The 15,553-nt window shown below is 66.9% G+C and carries 13 protein-coding genes; 7 read left to right on the top strand and 6 right to left on the bottom strand.

Features of this window, described 5'->3' with window-relative positions; translation table 11 throughout:
• Window positions 1-50: 50 nt before the first annotated feature.
• On the top strand, window positions 51-2,225 hold the full coding sequence (locus tag LGM89_RS01695) for a hypothetical protein (RefSeq protein ID WP_226272103.1): 2,175 nt from the start codon (window positions 51-53) through the stop codon (window positions 2,223-2,225).
• Between the two features lie 112 nt (window positions 2,226-2,337).
• Here the strand turns inward: LGM89_RS01695 and LGM89_RS01700 are convergent, their stop codons facing one another.
• On the bottom strand, window positions 2,338-3,078 hold the full coding sequence (locus LGM89_RS01700; RefSeq protein WP_089496705.1) for a sulfite exporter TauE/SafE family protein: 741 nt from the start codon (window positions 3,076-3,078) through the stop codon (window positions 2,338-2,340).
• A gap of 327 nt (window positions 3,079-3,405) precedes the next feature.
• On the bottom strand, window positions 3,406-4,422 hold the full coding sequence (locus tag LGM89_RS01705) for an aldo/keto reductase (protein WP_226272104.1): 1,017 nt from the start codon (window positions 4,420-4,422) through the stop codon (window positions 3,406-3,408).
• Between the two features lie 139 nt (window positions 4,423-4,561).
• Here LGM89_RS01705 and LGM89_RS01710 point away from each other — a divergent pair, with 139 nt between their 5' ends.
• Window positions 4,562-5,473: a LysR family transcriptional regulator gene (locus tag LGM89_RS01710; protein ID WP_089496703.1), complete on the top strand. Its 912-nt coding sequence runs from the start codon at window positions 4,562-4,564 to the stop codon at window positions 5,471-5,473.
• Between the two features lie 48 nt (window positions 5,474-5,521).
• On the opposite strand, the gene LGM89_RS01715 is transcribed toward LGM89_RS01710, so the two are convergent.
• Window positions 5,522-6,676: a porin gene (locus LGM89_RS01715; RefSeq protein WP_226202875.1), complete on the bottom strand. Its 1,155-nt coding sequence runs from the start codon at window positions 6,674-6,676 to the stop codon at window positions 5,522-5,524.
• A gap of 383 nt (window positions 6,677-7,059) precedes the next feature.
• Here LGM89_RS01715 and LGM89_RS01720 point away from each other — a divergent pair, with 383 nt between their 5' ends.
• Both LGM89_RS01720 and LGM89_RS01725 read left to right on the top strand, forming a co-directional pair.
• Window positions 7,060-8,157: an OpgC domain-containing protein gene (locus tag LGM89_RS01720; protein ID WP_089498106.1), complete on the top strand. Its 1,098-nt coding sequence runs from the start codon at window positions 7,060-7,062 to the stop codon at window positions 8,155-8,157.
• A gap of 61 nt (window positions 8,158-8,218) precedes the next feature.
• Window positions 8,219-9,151 carry an alpha/beta hydrolase gene (locus LGM89_RS01725; RefSeq protein ID WP_226202873.1) on the top strand — a complete coding sequence of 311 codons (933 nt, stop codon included), beginning with the start codon at window positions 8,219-8,221 and terminating at the stop codon, window positions 9,149-9,151.
• A gap of 168 nt (window positions 9,152-9,319) precedes the next feature.
• Here LGM89_RS01725 and LGM89_RS01730 read toward each other — a convergent pair whose 3' ends face one another.
• A complete protein-coding gene (locus LGM89_RS01730; RefSeq protein WP_226272105.1) occupies window positions 9,320-10,534 on the bottom strand; it encodes an FAD-dependent monooxygenase in 1,215 nt (404 codons plus the stop codon).
• A 166-nt stretch (window positions 10,535-10,700) separates the two neighbouring features.
• Here LGM89_RS01730 and LGM89_RS01735 point away from each other — a divergent pair, with 166 nt between their 5' ends.
• Complete coding sequence (locus LGM89_RS01735) at window positions 10,701-11,645, top strand: LysR family transcriptional regulator (RefSeq protein ID WP_226272106.1); 945 nt, start codon at window positions 10,701-10,703, stop codon at window positions 11,643-11,645.
• 140 nt (window positions 11,646-11,785) lie between these two features.
• A complete protein-coding gene (locus LGM89_RS01740) occupies window positions 11,786-12,544 on the top strand; it encodes an SDR family oxidoreductase (protein ID WP_226272107.1) in 759 nt (252 codons plus the stop codon).
• Window positions 12,545-12,823: 279 nt separating this feature from the next.
• On the opposite strand, the gene LGM89_RS01745 is transcribed toward LGM89_RS01740, so the two are convergent.
• Window positions 12,824-13,159 (bottom strand): H-NS family nucleoid-associated regulatory protein, encoded by a 336-nt coding sequence (locus LGM89_RS01745; protein ID WP_226202869.1) that lies wholly within the window; start codon window positions 13,157-13,159, stop codon window positions 12,824-12,826.
• A 332-nt stretch (window positions 13,160-13,491) separates the two neighbouring features.
• Between LGM89_RS01745 and LGM89_RS01750 the strand changes: the two genes are divergently transcribed.
• Window positions 13,492-14,118, top strand: coding sequence for a TetR/AcrR family transcriptional regulator (locus LGM89_RS01750; protein WP_089496696.1), 627 nt, complete (start codon window positions 13,492-13,494; stop codon window positions 14,116-14,118).
• A 434-nt stretch (window positions 14,119-14,552) separates the two neighbouring features.
• Here LGM89_RS01750 and LGM89_RS01755 read toward each other — a convergent pair whose 3' ends face one another.
• Window positions 14,553-15,452 (bottom strand): fumarylacetoacetate hydrolase family protein, encoded by a 900-nt coding sequence (locus LGM89_RS01755; RefSeq protein ID WP_226272466.1) that lies wholly within the window; start codon window positions 15,450-15,452, stop codon window positions 14,553-14,555.
• Window positions 15,453-15,553: the final 101 nt, after the last annotated feature.

Raw genomic sequence — 15,553 nt, forward strand, 5'->3', positions numbered from 1 at the left:
CAACGGCCACACCCGCCCGTGCTTCATCACTATTCAAAACTGGAGACACAATGCATCCGCGCAGCAGATTCGCGCTCGGCGCCGCGCTCAGCGCCCTTTCCGTCCTGTTCGTCAGCGCCTGCGGCGGCAACGACGTGACCGACACGCCGCCACCGTCGTCATCTTCGCCGCCCCCGTCCACGACACCGACGCTCGCGTCGAACTCGCTGCAGGCGCTCGTCTACGGCGCGCCCGACACCAGCGTGCCGGCCGGCGCGAACATTCCGGTCACGATGATGGGCCAAATGCGCGCACTGTTCGACCTGATCCGGAAATCGTCCGACTTCACGCAGGTCGTGATGGATCTCGGCGACGGCACGCCGGTCCACGTGCTCGACACGAACACCGGCGACAAATTCCTGCCGGGCAAGCTCGCGCTCGGCCTGTCGTACATCCTGATCGACATGAAGTCGAAGAACGATCCGCAATACGCCAGCTACCTCGCGACGTACCAGACGATCACGACCGCGATGATGGCGCAGTCGGGCAGCAACTACACGTATGCGAATACGTCCTGGGGCGAGTACTACTACCTCGTCGCGCTGAACAACCTGAAGGCGCACGGGATGCTCAACGAAGTCTTCAGCGACGCGATGCTCGCGACGCTGCAGCGGCGGCTCACCTTCTGCGACATGTTCGGCCCCGATGCGAGCGGCAAGACCGATACGTGCCCCGCGGCCGGCACGCCGATCGACATCGCATCGCTCAACACCGCGCAGAACTACTATGCGGTGTCCTACGGAATTGCCGGGCTGCGCCAGAAGCTCGGCTGGAGCAGCCCGTCGTTTGCATCGAAGACCGATCCCTCGGTCGCGACGATGGGTGCGCGCGACGCGCTGCTGTACACGCTGACGAACCATATCCGCAACGACTCGTCGGGCGGGTTCTCGGACGAAGCGTCGAACACGCACACGACCTACTACGACCAGGCGCGCTTCGACCGCTACAGCACGCTGCTGATCGGTGAAGTGACCGAGCGCACGTTCGAGATGGGCAACGAGGCGAACCTCACGCCCGAGCTGAAGGGCTATCTGCGCAAGTCGGTCGACCTGATCCTGCCGCAGTTGAACGCGAACGGCCAGGGCTTCAACTACGGCCGCTCGATCGGCCCGTACGGCGATTCGGCGTTCATGGAAGTGCTGACGGCCGCGGCCAATGCCGGCGTGCTGTCCGACCAGGAGAAGCAGGTTGCATACAAGTTCATCTATCAGGCCGCGCAGCGTTTCGACACGTACTGGTACGACCCGTCGCTGCCGACGCCGTCGGTGAACATGTGGGTCAAGGGCCGCGGCACGGACGCGTATCGCGGCAAGCCGCGCGTGATGGGCGAAAACTTCAGCCTGCTGCACCAGTACCTGTACGTGAACGCGTGGTGGAACAAGCTCGGCTTCGGCGGCAAGGCGCCGATGGCCGATACGGACTACAACGCGTGGCTCGACGCGCTGCCGCACTACACGCTCACCTGGTACAACCAGCCGGGCGACGCCGCGCATCCGTACAGTGCGGCGCTCGTCACCGTGCGCGACGGCCGGCGCGTGATCAACCTGAATCTCAGCCAGGCGCCCGACTACAACTCGTACACGCCGTACTACCCGGTACCGTTCTCGGACAAGCTGATCTACGGCACGACCGATCTCGGCTACGCGCTGCTGGTGCCGCAGGTGTCGTACAACGGGAAGACCTACATTCCCGTCACGTACTACAAGAACCTGAACGTCCAGCAAAACAACGGGCAGGTGATCGTGTCGTTCGATACCGCGAAGTTCCGGCTCGCGTCGAAGAACGCGGCGTACACGACGGATCTCGACCTGCAGGTGCATACGGTGCTGACGTTCGCGCACGGCTCGGTCGCCCGCAGCGACACGCTGAGCACGGGCTCGCTCACCGGCAACCTGTCGGTCGAGACGGACTTCACGTCGTTCGCGGATTTCGCGTCGACGCAGGCGAACGGCGACGGCGTGTCGGTGACCTACGCGAACAGCGCCGCGACCGGCTATGCGGCGTCCGGGTTCGACACCTGCGCGCTGTCGACCTTCGACACGGTGAACGGCACGACGAACCCGCTGTCGACGACGCCGATCGGCCAGCTGCATTCGAACTTCGCGTGTACGACGAAGCCGTTTGCCCTCGGCGCGGGCGCGACCCGCACGTTCGGTTGGACGCTGAAGTACGCCGACCCGGCCTGAGCGAAGTGACCTGCGCCCGGTGAACGCGCCTGAAGCCGGCTGATGTCGAAACCGGCTTCGGGCACGTCACGGACAGTGGATCGCGGGCATCGCGCTCGTCAGCGAGGCCCGCTTACAGCCATCCCGAAGCCGCCATGTATGCGCCGAGCGCGATCAGCCCGACGAAGAAGCAGCGCTTGAACGCCTTCTCGCTCATCACACGCCGAGCATATTGCCCGCTAGCCATGCCCGCCAGCGCCGGCACGAGCGCGAGCGCCGACACGCCGAGATCGACCGTCTCCAGCGCGCCCGTCACGCGCAACTGCAGGCCAAGCACGATCGTCGATGCGGTGAACGACAGCCCGAGCGCCTGGATCAGGTCGTCCTTCGACAGCCGCAGCGCCTGCAGGTACGGCACGGCCGGCACGACGAACACGCCGGTCGCGGCCGTCACGACACCCGTCAGGTAGCCGACCACGGCAGACAGCCATTTTTCATGGCGGCCCGGCGCGGGCAGCCGCGCGGCGGCCAGCCCCCACAGCCCGTAGAGGATCAGCACCATGCCGAGCGCCGCATGCGTCCAGGTGCTGCCGGCCGCGAGCGCGGGCAGCCCGCCCGTCAGCGTGCCGATCGTCAGGCCGGCGAGCAGCGGCCACAGCCGGCGCAGCAGCGGCCCGAACGAAGGGCCGAGCCACAACTGCCACACGTTGGTGACGAACGACGGCACGAGCAGCAGGCTCGCGGCGGCCGACGGCGGCATCGCAAGCGTCAGCAGCCCCATCGCGATCGTCGGCAACCCGAGCCCGATCATCCCCTTGACCGCGCCGGCCAGCAGGAAGACCACCGCGATGATCGTCAGCGTATGAAGGTGCATGAAAGGCATTCCGTCCGGTTGAGTACGGCGCCGATGGTGAACTCCGATCGCGCCGCTCGCCATCTGGTTTTGCCTGAGGCTGGCTAGGGCTTGCCGGATGGGCGGCGGCGCGATTGTGCCGATGGGCTGGCGCGCCGTGGGCCGGCGAAACCTGCGCCGCCGGCGTCAAGTCGGGCCAGGCCAGCCATGCACCGCAATCGGGGTTGCCAGCCCGGCCTCAGCACCAGCCTCAGCACAAGCCTCAGCACCAGCCCCAGCCCCAGCCCCAGCCCCCGGATTCGAGCCGAATGCAGAGCCTGTTCCGAAACCATTGCCGATCCGCGCCGATCAGTCCCCGTGAGATGACCCCCGGCCTTGCTCGCTGTCGAGGTGCGCCATCTGTGCGGCCGGATAACGCTCACCGGCAGCCGCCCCGGCGGGAACCGCCGCTTCGATGCGAGCGATCTCATTGACCGTTAGTTGCATCTCAATCGCCTTCAGCGCATCCTGAAGCTGCGTCCGCTTGCGCGCGCCGATCAGCGGCACGATATCGCCGCCGCGCGACAGCGCCCACGCGATCGCGACCTGCGCCGGATTGCTGCCCTTCTCGTCGGCGATGGCGCGCAGCGCATCGACGAGCGCGAGGTTGTGCGCGAGGTTCTCTCCCTGGAACCGCGGGCTCGCCGCACGGAAATCGCGCTCGCCTTGCCGCGCCGTGCTCCAGCGTCCGCCCAGCAGCCCGCGCGACAGCACGCCGTAGGCCGTGACGCCGATCCCGAGTTCGCGGCACGCGGGCAGGATCCCGGCCTCGATGCCGCGCGACAGCAGCGAATACTCGATCTGCAGGTCGGAGATCGGCGCGACGGCCGCCGCGCGGCGGATCGTGTCGACGCCGGCTTCCGACAGGCCGATATGGCGCACGTACCCGGCCTTCACGAGATCGGCGATCGCGCCGATCGTCTCCTCGATCGGCACCGCCGGATCGACGCGCGCCGGCCGGTAGATGTCGATGTAGTCGGTGCCGAGCCGTTTCAGCGAGTACGTGACGAAGTTGCGGATCGCCACCGGCCGCGCGTCGTAGCCGGCAAACCCGCCGGGCGGATCGCGCAGCGCGCCGAATTTCACGCTGATCAGCACCTGGTCGCGTGCCCGGCCGCGCAGCGCGTCGCGGATCAGCATCTCGTTGTCGCCCATCCCGTAGAAATCGCCGGTGTCGAGCATCGTGATGCCGTGGTCGAGCGCCGCGTGCAGCGTCGCGATGCTTTCGTCGCGGTCGGCCGGGCCGTAGAAGTCCGACATCCCCATGCAACCAAGTGCAATTGCCGACACCCGCGGGCCGGTCCGGCCCAGTTCACGCGTTTCCATATCCGTTTCCTCGAGTGATGAATGAACAGGCCGGATTCTGGGCGCATCGCGGCGCGCGATAAACGCGAAACACTCAACCAAACCATTCGACGCTGATTAACAATGGAGCCTGCTCCCTCCACCCACGCACCCGCCCCGCATGGATCATCTGCAAGCAATGCGCATCTTCGCGCGCGTCGCCCATCTCGGCAGCTTCACGAAAGCGGCCGAGCAGTTGCAACTGCCGCGCCCGACGGTCAGCAACGCCGTCCAGTATCTGGAAAAGCACCTGAAGGTCCGCCTGCTGCAGCGCACGACGCGGCGCGTCGCGCTGACGGCCGAAGGCGCGACCTATTACGAGCGCTGCATGCGGCTGCTGGCCGATCTGGACGATGCGGAAACGCTGTTCGAGGACGCCGGCACGACGCCGCGTGGCGCGATCCGCGTCGACCTGCCCGAACGCTTCGCGCTGAACCAGGTGATTCCGGCGCTGCCGGGTTTCCACGCGCGCTACCCCGACCTGCGCGTCGTGATCGGCACGACCGACCGCTTCGTCGACCTCGTCGCCGACGGCATCGACTGCGCGGTGCGGGTCGGCGCGATGTCCGATACGTCGCTCGTCGCACGGCGCATCGGCGAACTGGCGCAGATCAACTGCGCGGCGCCCGCGTATCTCGAGCGGCACGGCACGCCGCGCTCGCCGGACGAGCTGCCGGACCACGTCGCGGTCGGCTATTTCTCGAGCCGCACGGGCCGCGAGCTGGACTGGGAATATGCGGATATGGATTCGGGCCAGCTGCACGCGGTCAAGATGCGCAGCGTCGTGTCGGTCAACAGCTCGCAGGCGTATCTCGCGTGCTGTCTGGCGGGCCTCGGGCTGATCCAGGCGCCGCGCGAAGGGCTCGGGCCGCTGCTCGCCGACGGCTCGCTGGTCGAGGTGCTGCCGGAATGGAATGCCACGCCGCTGCCCGTGTCGGTGGTGTTTCCGACCGGCCGGCATCTCGCGCCGCGCGTGCGGATCTTCGTCGACTGGCTCGCGGATACGCTCGGGGGCAACCCCCGGGCAGACTGACGGCAGCGGGCGCCGAGGCGCTCGGCCTCGGCACTCCCCGCCCCCCGATCAGAACTTGTGGCGGATCGCGGCGCGCACCGCGAACTGGTTCGACGACGCCGACGGGCCGTCCGTGCCGACCACGTAGCCGCCGTCGGCCGCCGTGCCGGTCTTGTCGCCGCCCACCTTCTGCCACGCGCCCTGCAGGTACACGTCGGTGCGCTTCGACAGGCTGTAGTCGGCCATCAGGCCGACCGTGTGGTATTTCGGCTTGAACGTCCCGGCCGCGGCATCGTACTTGCCGTCCGTGTACACGTATTGCGCGCCGAGATAGAAATCGGGCGTGAGCTGGTACTTGCCGTTGATCTCGAAGTTCTGGAACTTCGTCGCGGTCAGCCCGAGACCGGCGAACGTCGACGCCGGCAGGTAGACGGTCGACACCGGGTTCTTCACGTCCGTCTTCGTGTAGACGAAGCCGACCGTGGCCGGGCCGAACGTGTAATTGACGCCGCCGCCGAAGATCCGCAGGCGGTCGGCGACGAAGTTCGCATCGTCGGCCGAGATCGCGCCCGCGCTGCCGATGCCCGGGTTGTTCGCCTGCAGGTACGCCGCCGCGACCTGCAGCCCGGCCAGCGAGTACTGCGCGCCGAGGCTGTATTGACGGTTGTTCGAGAAGCCGGTGCTGTTGCTGAAGCTGTACGTGCCGCCGAACGTCAGGCCGTTCCAGTCGGCGCTCGCATATTTGACCGTGTTGTTGACGCGGAACGAGTTGTCCGTGTTGTCGTTGTCGAACGGGTGCGAGAACAGCGTGCCGCCCCAGTTGCCGTTGGCGGTGAGCGGCGCGAGATAGTCGACGACGGAATCGTACTGACGGCCGAAGGTCAGCGTGCCGAAGCGCGGTGCGCTCAGCCCGACGAACGCCTGTCGGCCGAACATGCGGCCGCCCTGGCCGAGCCGGCCGTTGTTCACGTCAAAACCGTTTTCCAGCGTGAAGATCGCCTTCAGCCCGCCGCCGAGATCCTCGCTGCCCTTCAGGCCCCAGCGGCTGCCCTGCGCATAGCCGCTCGCGAGCTGGTAATTCGTTTTTCCGACCCCATTGACGTTCACGTTGTTCGTGTAATTGAAGCCTTCATCGATCACACCGTACAGCGTCACGCTGTTCTGGGCGAAGACCGGCGCGGCGAAAGCGGCCAGCGCGGCGGTAAAAAAGATGTGCTTCTTCATGACGGTTCTCCGGAGCCGGGTGGCCGGGCATGGTCGAGCGCCCGGCGAATGTTTGGTCTGTTATAGGTGTGGCCCGCAGGGCGGACGACGCGGTGTGCGGCCGCGTGAGGTCAAAATGGTGTCACGTCGGAAACCGTCCGTCCATCGGGGTAGATGAACCCTGCGCAAACCGTTGCGCTCGTCCAACTGCCCCGTTGCGTGGGCTGCCTGACCCGGCTTATCGGCAGCAGCACGACGGCCGACCATTCGCGTAAACCCGATATGCACCGCATCGGTGGCACAATGCGCATCCGTTCGTCATTTCTTCACGAAGTCATGCTTCCCCCCGATTCATGCGCGGCGCGTGCCGGCCGCGCCCGCGGCCCGCGCCGGGAGGCGGTTCGATGACCGCACCGGCCCGGGCCGGCCGCTACGCCGAGCTCGATTTCTTCCGCGGTCTCGTGCTGCTCGTCATCGTCGTCGACCACATCGGCGGCAGCATCCTGTCGCGCGTGACGCTGCACGCTTACGCGCTGTGCGACGCGGCCGAGGTCTTCGTGTTCCTCGGCGGCTTCGCCACCGCGATCGCGTACAACTCGCTCGCCGAACGGCACGACGAGGCTGCCGCGCGCCAGCGCTTCATCAGGCGCGCGTTCGAGATCTACCGTGCGTTCCTCGTGACGGCCGGCCTGATGCTGCTGATCACGGCCGCGCTGAACGCGTTCGCGATCGACGGCCCGAACATGCCGACCAACGATCTCGACGGCCTGCTCCACAAGCCGCTCGCCGCGCTGCGCGACATCCTGCTGTTCCGCCGCCAGCCGTACCTCGCGTCGGTGCTGCCGATGTACGCGTTCTTCGCGCTGCTCGTGCCGCTCACGCTGCCGCTCGCGCGCACGCAGCCGTGGCTGCTGCTCGCGTTCAGCGGGTCGCTGTGGGTCGCCGCGCCGCACGTCGCGCGCTTTTTGCCGACCGTGGAAGGCGCGCCGTGGGACTTCAATCCGTTCGCATGGCAGTTCCTGTTCGTGCTCGGCGTGATCGCGCGCTGCCAGCCCGTCTACCAGACGCTCGCGCCGAAGCCGCAGGGCTGGCTGCTGACGGCCGCGGCGCTCGCGATCGTCGCGGCCGGCGCGTACTACCGGCTGCGCATCGAGCCGTTCCCGACCGATCCGTCGATCAAGCAGAACCTCGGCGCGCTGCGGCTCGCGAACTTTCTCGCGATCGCGTGGCTCGCGGCCAAGCTGGTCCACCTCGGCTGGATGAAGAAGGTTGCGCACGCGATGCCGTGGATCGGCACGATCGGCCGGCAGGGGCTGCTGTGCTTCGTCGCGGGCACCGCCATCTCGCTCGCGGTCGATTCGGTGCTCTACCAGGCGACCGAAGGCTATCTCGACGTGAAGCTCGGCCTGATTGCCGACGTCGTCGCAATGGGCCTGCTGTATCTCGTCGCCAAACTCTACGGGCCGCTCGTCGCGCGGTTGCCGTTCCGTTCGCGGCGATGACGCGCCGCGCCGTCATGCGCCGCTGCTACGATAGCCGGCGCCTCTCCTGAAACGATTCGACATGCGCCGACTCGCCCTTCCGCTCGCCCTCGCCCTGATCGCCGGCTCCATCGCCACCGCCCGAGCCACGCCGCCCGCGCCGGTGGCAGCGCCCGCGCCGCCGCCGACCGTCCAGACCGCGACGACCCCGTCGGCCGCCCAGGAGAGCGCGCTCAATCCGGGCAGCAGCGTCGTGCTGCGCACGTTCCGGTCGGCGTCGCTGAAGCGCGACTGGTCGTACACGGTCTACCTGCCGCCCGGCTACAACCCGGAAGGCGCGCGCTACCCGGTGATGTACCTGCTGCACGGCAACGCCGGCAACGCGAACGACTGGGTCACGCAGGGCCGGCTGCAGGCCACCGCCGACACGCTGATCGAGCGCCGCGAGATCCCGCCGGTCGTGATCGTGATGCCGCAGGGCGGCACCGACTGGTACGTCGACCGCAAGGAGAAGATGCAGAGCGCGTTCCTCAACGACCTGCTGCCCGAGGTCGAAGCGCACTTCGCGGTGTCGAACCAGCGCGCGGGCCGCGCGATCGGCGGCGTGTCGATGGGCGGCTTCGGCGCGCTGCGCTTCTCGCTGCTCGAACCCGGGCTGTTCTGCGGCGCGATGCTGCTGAGCCCCGCGATCTACGCGAACGAGCCGCCGCTCAATTCCGCCGCGCGCTACGTCGGCGTGTTCGGCGAACGGCAGTTCGACCCGCGCGTGTGGCACGAGCTCAACTACCCGGCGCTGATGCGCGGCTATTTCGCGCGCAGCTGGCGGATCCCGATGTTCATCGCGGCCGGCGACGACGACCTGACCATCCAGGCCGAATCGAGCGTGCTGTACACGCAGCTGCGCCGTGCGCAGAACCCGGCCGAGTTGCGCATCGTCGACGGCGGGCATACGTGGGATGTATGGCGCGGCCTGCTCGGCCAGGGGTTGAAGTACGCGCTCGAATGCGTGAAGTGACGGCGGGCGGGCGTTGCCCCGCCCGTTTTCGTCAGGCTGGCCGGTGACCGGCGGGCCGACGGCCGTCGACCCATGTCATGCCCGGCGCATGCAATCCCGGCGAGCCGGTCGCGCCTGAGGGCTCACGCGTGGCGCTGGCCGCCGCACCCCTGCTCCAGATTGGCAGACTCAAAGCCAAGTGCCGCCCTGCCGCTCGCTCGGCTCCCCCGCCAGCGCGTCGAAACCGTGAATCCAGTCCAGGTGATGCAGCACGCTGTCGCGCTCGGCCAGACGCGCATTGCGCGCCTGCGCGGCCGGCCCGTCGGGCAGGTGCAACACATCGGCCACGGAGATCGACGCGTACTGCACCTTGCGCGTGCGGCCGCGACGCAGCCGTTCATACGCTTCCTGTGCTTCGCGCCAGTTGCCCGGCCCGGCCTGCGCCAGTTGCGCGGCCAGCACCACCGCATCCTCGATCGACTGGTTCGCGCCCTGCCCGTGATGCGGCACCAGCGCATGCGCGGCGTCGCCGATCAGCGTCACGCGCCCGCGGCTCCAGCGGCCGAGCGGCGGCCGGTGGAATAGCCCCCAGCGCTGGCTGATCGGCACGGCGGTGATCATCTGCACCACCGCCGGATGCCAGTCCCTGAACACGCGCAGTTGCTCGCCCTCTTCCGACGGCATCACCCAGTCGCGTGACGGCCACGGTGACGGATGGCGCTCGACCAGCAGGAAATTCTGGTCGCCGTCGTCGCCGATCGGATAGTGCAGCAGGTGCCCGTGCGGCCCGATCCAGTACTGCAGCGTCTCGGGATCGGGCAACAGGCTCAGCCGCGCGGCCGGCACCACGCCGCGAAACCCCGAACACCCCGAATACAGCGCATCGTCGTAGCCGAGCATCCAGCGCCGCGTGATCGAGCGCGCGCCGTCCGCACCGATCACGAGATCGGCGTCGACGCGCACCCCGTTGTCGAACGAAAGCGTGACGCGATCGGGATGCTGCGCGAGATCGGTCAGCCGATGGCCGAGATGGATGGCGTCGAGGCCGACCGCCTTCGACAGCACGGCCTGAAGATCCGCGCGATGCACGCCCCAGTACGCACCGCCGAATTGCCGGCGATAGTCGGGGTCGCCGCGATGATGGCCGATCACCGCGCCGCTGCGGCCGTCGCGATAGACGAGCCCCGGGATGTCCGCGCACACCGCATCGAAGGCCGCCCGCAATCCCATCCGTTCGTAGAAGCGCGTCGCATTGGCCGACAACGCGACGGCCGCGCCGACTTCGCGCAACACCTCCGTCTGTTCGTAGAGCTGCGCGTCGATGCCGTGCTCGCGCAAGGCAAGCGCGAGCGTCAGGCCGCCAATCCCGGCGCCGACGATCGCAATCTTCAGGTTCGTCTGCATGATGAAGGTGTCTCCGATGTTCCGATGTGGGGTCTGCGGCGTGCGCAGCGGTCATGTCGAATGCATGGACCGTATCGGTATTCTCGGGAGCGGACTTTCATCCCGCAATAAAATGACCGGAATCTGCTTCATCACTCGATGCAATGAACCCGGCGAGGCCCAACCCATGGAACTGAGCGATATCGACCTCAACCTGCTGCTGCTTTTCCAGCGGCTGATGCAGGAACGGCGCGTGTCGAGCGTCGCCGAGCAGATGAACATGAGCCAGCCGGGCGTGAGCAATGCACTCGCGAAGCTGCGCCGCCGGCTCGGCGATCCGCTGTTCGTGCGCGGGCCCGGTGGCGTGGTGCCGACGCCGTTCGCGCTGCGCCTCGCGGAACCTGTGTCGCACGCGCTCGCGACGCTGCACGCCGCGCTCAACCCCGAGACCGGTTTCGATCCGCAGCGCGCCACGCGCACGCTGACGATCGGCATGACCGACATCGGCGAAGTCGTGTTCCTGCCCGCGCTGCTCGAACACCTGTCGCAAGCGGCGCCGGGCCTCGCGCTCAATACCGTGCGCGACACGAGCGTCAACCTCGGCGACGAAATGGCCGACGGCCGCGTCGATCTCGCGATCGGCCTGCTGCCGCAGCTCAAGGGCGGCTTCTATCAGCGCCGGCTGTTCGATCAGCGCTATGTGTGCCTGTTCCGGCGCGGCCATCCGCTCGAGGACGCGCCGCTGACGGTCGACGCGTGGCGCAATGCCGAACATCTGGTCGTGGTGTCGGCCGGCACCGGTCACGGGCAAGTGGACGAATGGCTGAAGCGCCGCCGCGTGGCGCGCCAGGTGCGGCTCACGGTGCCGCATTTCATGAGCGTCGGCTACATCCTGCAGCGCACCGACCTGATCGCGACGGTGCCCGAGCATCTCGCGCAGCAGCTTGCCGCACCGTTTTCGCTGAGCTGGCGCGCGTTGCCCGTCACGGTGCCGGGCGCGCCGATTCACATGCTCTGGCATACGCGGGTCAATCAGGACGAAGGGAACAAGTGGCTGCGCGACGTGGTGGTCGATCTGTTCGCGGAGTCAGGCACGCGGGCGCGGAAGGCCATACCTGGCCGCAAGAAGTAGCCGAGGTCATCACGCCATCGCGCGTGCCTGACGATGTCGCTTGAGCATGTGCGCCTCGCATTTCGACTACATTGCCGAAGTGGCGACGATTCCGGTCGTCGGCCGCGTCGCCCCTCTTTCAATCCGCAGGAAATCAAGCCATGTCTGTCTTCACGAAATTCGCAGCCGTCACCGGCGCCGGCTCCGGCATCGGTCGCGCGGCGGCCATCGCGCTCGCCCAGGCCGGTTACACCGTCGCGCTGCTCGGACGCACCGAGGCATCGTTGCGCGACACGCAGGACGCAATCCGCACCGCCGGCGGCGACGCGCACGTGTTTCCTGCGGACGTCACCGACGAAGCATCGGTCGACCACGCGTTCGCCCGGATCGCGCAGCAGTTCGGCCGGCTCGACGTGCTGTTCAACAATGCCGGCCGCAACGCGCCGCCGGTATCCCTCGACGAATACGAATTCGACGTGTGGAACAGCGTCGTCGCGACCAACCTGACCGGCGTCTTCCTGTGTGCGCGGGCCGCGTGGCGCCTGATGAAAGCGCAAACGCCGCAGGGCGGCCGGATCATCAACAACGGCTCGATCTCGGCCCATGCGCCGCGCCCCGACACGATCGCGTACACGGCCACCAAGCATGCGGTGACCGGGATCACCAAGTCGCTGGCGCTCGACGGCCGCCGGTACAACATCGCGTGCAGCCAGATCGACATCGGCAACGCGGCGACGTCGCTCACGGACCGCATGACGCAAGGCGTCCCGCAGGCCGACGGCAGCCTCGCGCCCGAGGCGCGCATGGACGTCACGCATGTCGCGAATGCGATCGTCCAGATGGCGAACCTGCCGCTCGACACGAACATCCTGAACATGACGATCATGGCGACCGCGATGCCGTTCGTCGGCCGGGGCTGAACGAAACGCACGCAACGCCCGATCCAGTCCGGCCCGCATCGCGAGACGTCACCCGCGCCATGATTGCGGACGACATCACGTGCTGTCGGGCGAACGCGAGTTGCACGTCGAGCATGGCGAGCCGACGCGATTGCGCGCCGGTGTGAACGCGCTCTTCTAGTCGCCTCGGCCGCATGCGTACGTGGCGCCGTCGCCGGCAGGCGCGACGCTGCGCGTGGTGCTCACGCCGCCCGGTCAGGCATCGGCGAAGCCGCTGTCGCCGTAGCCCGACGCCCGCGGTCAGCTGCGCCTGCTTTTCTTGCCGGCGGACGGCGGCTTGACGACGACGAACTGACGACGATCCTTGCCCCTGATCCAGAGCGGCGCATTGCCGCGCCCGCTCCACTCCTTTCCGCTCACCGGATCGCGATAGCGCGCCGGCAGCACTTTCACGACGTACGAACCCCGGCTGCCGTTGCGGCCGACCAGGTCGCGATGCTTGATCGCATAGGTATCCATGAGCGAGTGAACCTCCGCGATCGCATCGACGCGTTCGCGCGCGCGTGCGCGCTCGATTTCCTCGTCCAGTTCGGCCAGCTCGACGACGAGCTGTGCATAGGTCTTGCTCGCGTTCATCTTCTGCTTCCTGCCCCGCATCCGCATCTGCATGCGAACCGGCATGATTCGCATGACTAACCGACTGTTTCACGACGTCCCGTGACGGCCACATTCACTCGATCGGCAAGCAGCTCGCGCCGGCGCATCGAAGCACGCGACAAGAGAACAGCGACACGCCGCCACGCACCGGCACACCGTGCGCGCCCCCGCGTCGACCCGATCGCCCGCCCGGGGCCCCCGCTGCAGACGTTCGGCGACACAATCGCGCCCGGCATTTCAAATATCGAGTGATATCTGAAATGCGATCGTAATGGTATCCATCTCAAATATCAACTGATATCCTGCCGGCCATGAACATGGTTCCCCCTCCCCCGCGGCTGAGCCGCGAAGAAAGCCGACAACAGACCCGCGCTCATTTGCTCGCCGCGGCGAAGCGGCTGTTCGTCGACCGCGGGTTCGGCGGCACGTCGCTCAGGGATATCGCGGCCGAGGCCGGCTATACGCAAGGCGCGTTCTATTCGAATTTCGCGAGCAAGGAGGCATTGTTCGTCGAGCTGATGCGGGAGCGCTCGCAGACGCAAGTGGCCGACATCGCCCGGGTGCTGAGCGACCCCGCGGCGTCCGGGGAGGACATCCTGAATGCGCTGGATGTCTGGTCGCGGACCGTCGATGCCGAGCCCGAGTGGTCGGTGCTGGGTGTCGAATTCAAGCTTCAGGGGCGGCGCAACCCCGCTTTCGCCATCGCGTCGCAGGCGTTGCTGGACGCCCACCGCGATGGCCTCGCCTATTGCATCGAACAGATTTTCGCGCGGCTGAAGAAGGTGCCGCCCGAACCGCCGGCCGTCCTGGCCGTTGCGTTCATGGGGCTCTCGCAGGGCCTGTCGCTGCAGCAGTCGATCCTGTCCGAGGTGCCGATCGGGCACATGATCATGGTGTTCCTGCGCAGCCTGCTGGCCACGGCCGAGCCGGTGCGTTGACCGGGGAAGGTCGCCGCTTTCGCACGGGCGCCGATCCGGCGCGAGCGCACGCGTGACGATCCTGCGTACGGGTCACCGCGCCGGCAGATCGCGCGGGAAATGAAACCTGTGCGCGCGACCGCTCACGCCACAGGGAAATCATCATGCTCGGGCACGAGGACAAGGTGCGCGAGGAGTACGGGACGGCGGACGACGACCTGAACCAGTTCGTCTGCGAGTAGCTTGCCGCTCCCGTCGCGACGCCCCCCGGCAGCGGGCCTGGCACTTCGGCACGGCAACCATGACGACCGACATCTTGGGTTGTCAAGTTGATGTTGTCGTCCGACGCGGCGTCGCTTCGGCATTTCTCGGCAAGAGCATCATCGCCGCTCTCCAAACGTTCTACTCCACCGCCGTGCGCTTCAGGAACCCGCTCTCGCCCCGGGAGCGGCTGGTCATCGAGGTGCGACGGTCAGATGCCGCGAAGGCTCCGTTCGTTCATCGCCAGCCGACGCAACCGGGTTTCGCAACACGCCAAGCCGTTCAATTTCGACTTCGCATACGTCACCAGACTTCATCCAGAGCTGAGGATCGCGCGCCATCCCGATCCCGGCCGGTGTCCCGGTGACGATCACGTCGCCGGGTTGCAGTGTCATCACGTCGCTCAACAATGCGACCAGCGTCGCGACATCAAATATCATGTCGGACGTCGACGCGTCCTGGACGACTTCCCCGTTCAGGCGTGTCTGGATCCGTAATCCATCACAGCCTGCCGGCAATTCATCCGCAGTAACGAACCAAGGCCCGAATGCTCCTGTGCCATCGAAGTTCTTGCCCATCGTCCACTGCGGCGTACGAAACTGATAGTCACGCAGCGTCGCATCGTTGAAAATTGAATATCCGGCTACGTGATCGAGTGCCCGCTCACGCGAAATTCCGCGCCCGCCTTTCCCGATCACTGCTGCCAGCTCGCCCTCGTAGTCAAGTTGAGTGGACTGCGCCGGTAGCGCTATTGGTTCGCCGTGTCCGATCAGGCTCGACGTAAACCGGGCGAATACGGTCGGATATGTCTGCTTCGCAAAACCTGTTTCGTTCGAATGGTCAAGGTAGTTCAAACCCACGCACAAGATCTTGTTGGGATGCGTGAATGGCGGCAGCAGACGCACCGAGTCGAGATCGATTCGCGCTCCGCGCGCAAGGCGATCAGCCACCTCGACAAGATCGACACCCTGAGCCAGCATCGTGTCCAGATCCCAGGGAGCGTCCGACTCCTCGGCCGATGAGCCAAACCATTCTCCATTTCGTTCGACGGCCAAACCACGAAAGCCATTCATTTCATACGCTGCAAATCGCATAGCTTGCTCCTTGTTCGACATCTGAAAAGATGTCGGTGACCTCGTCAACATCCTGTCCGGGCATATCACTGGCGCAGCCGACGGTATGCCCCCGCATTCCC

The organism is Burkholderia sp. AU31624, assembly GCF_020420065.1.
GTDB lineage: Bacteria > Pseudomonadota > Gammaproteobacteria > Burkholderiales > Burkholderiaceae > Burkholderia.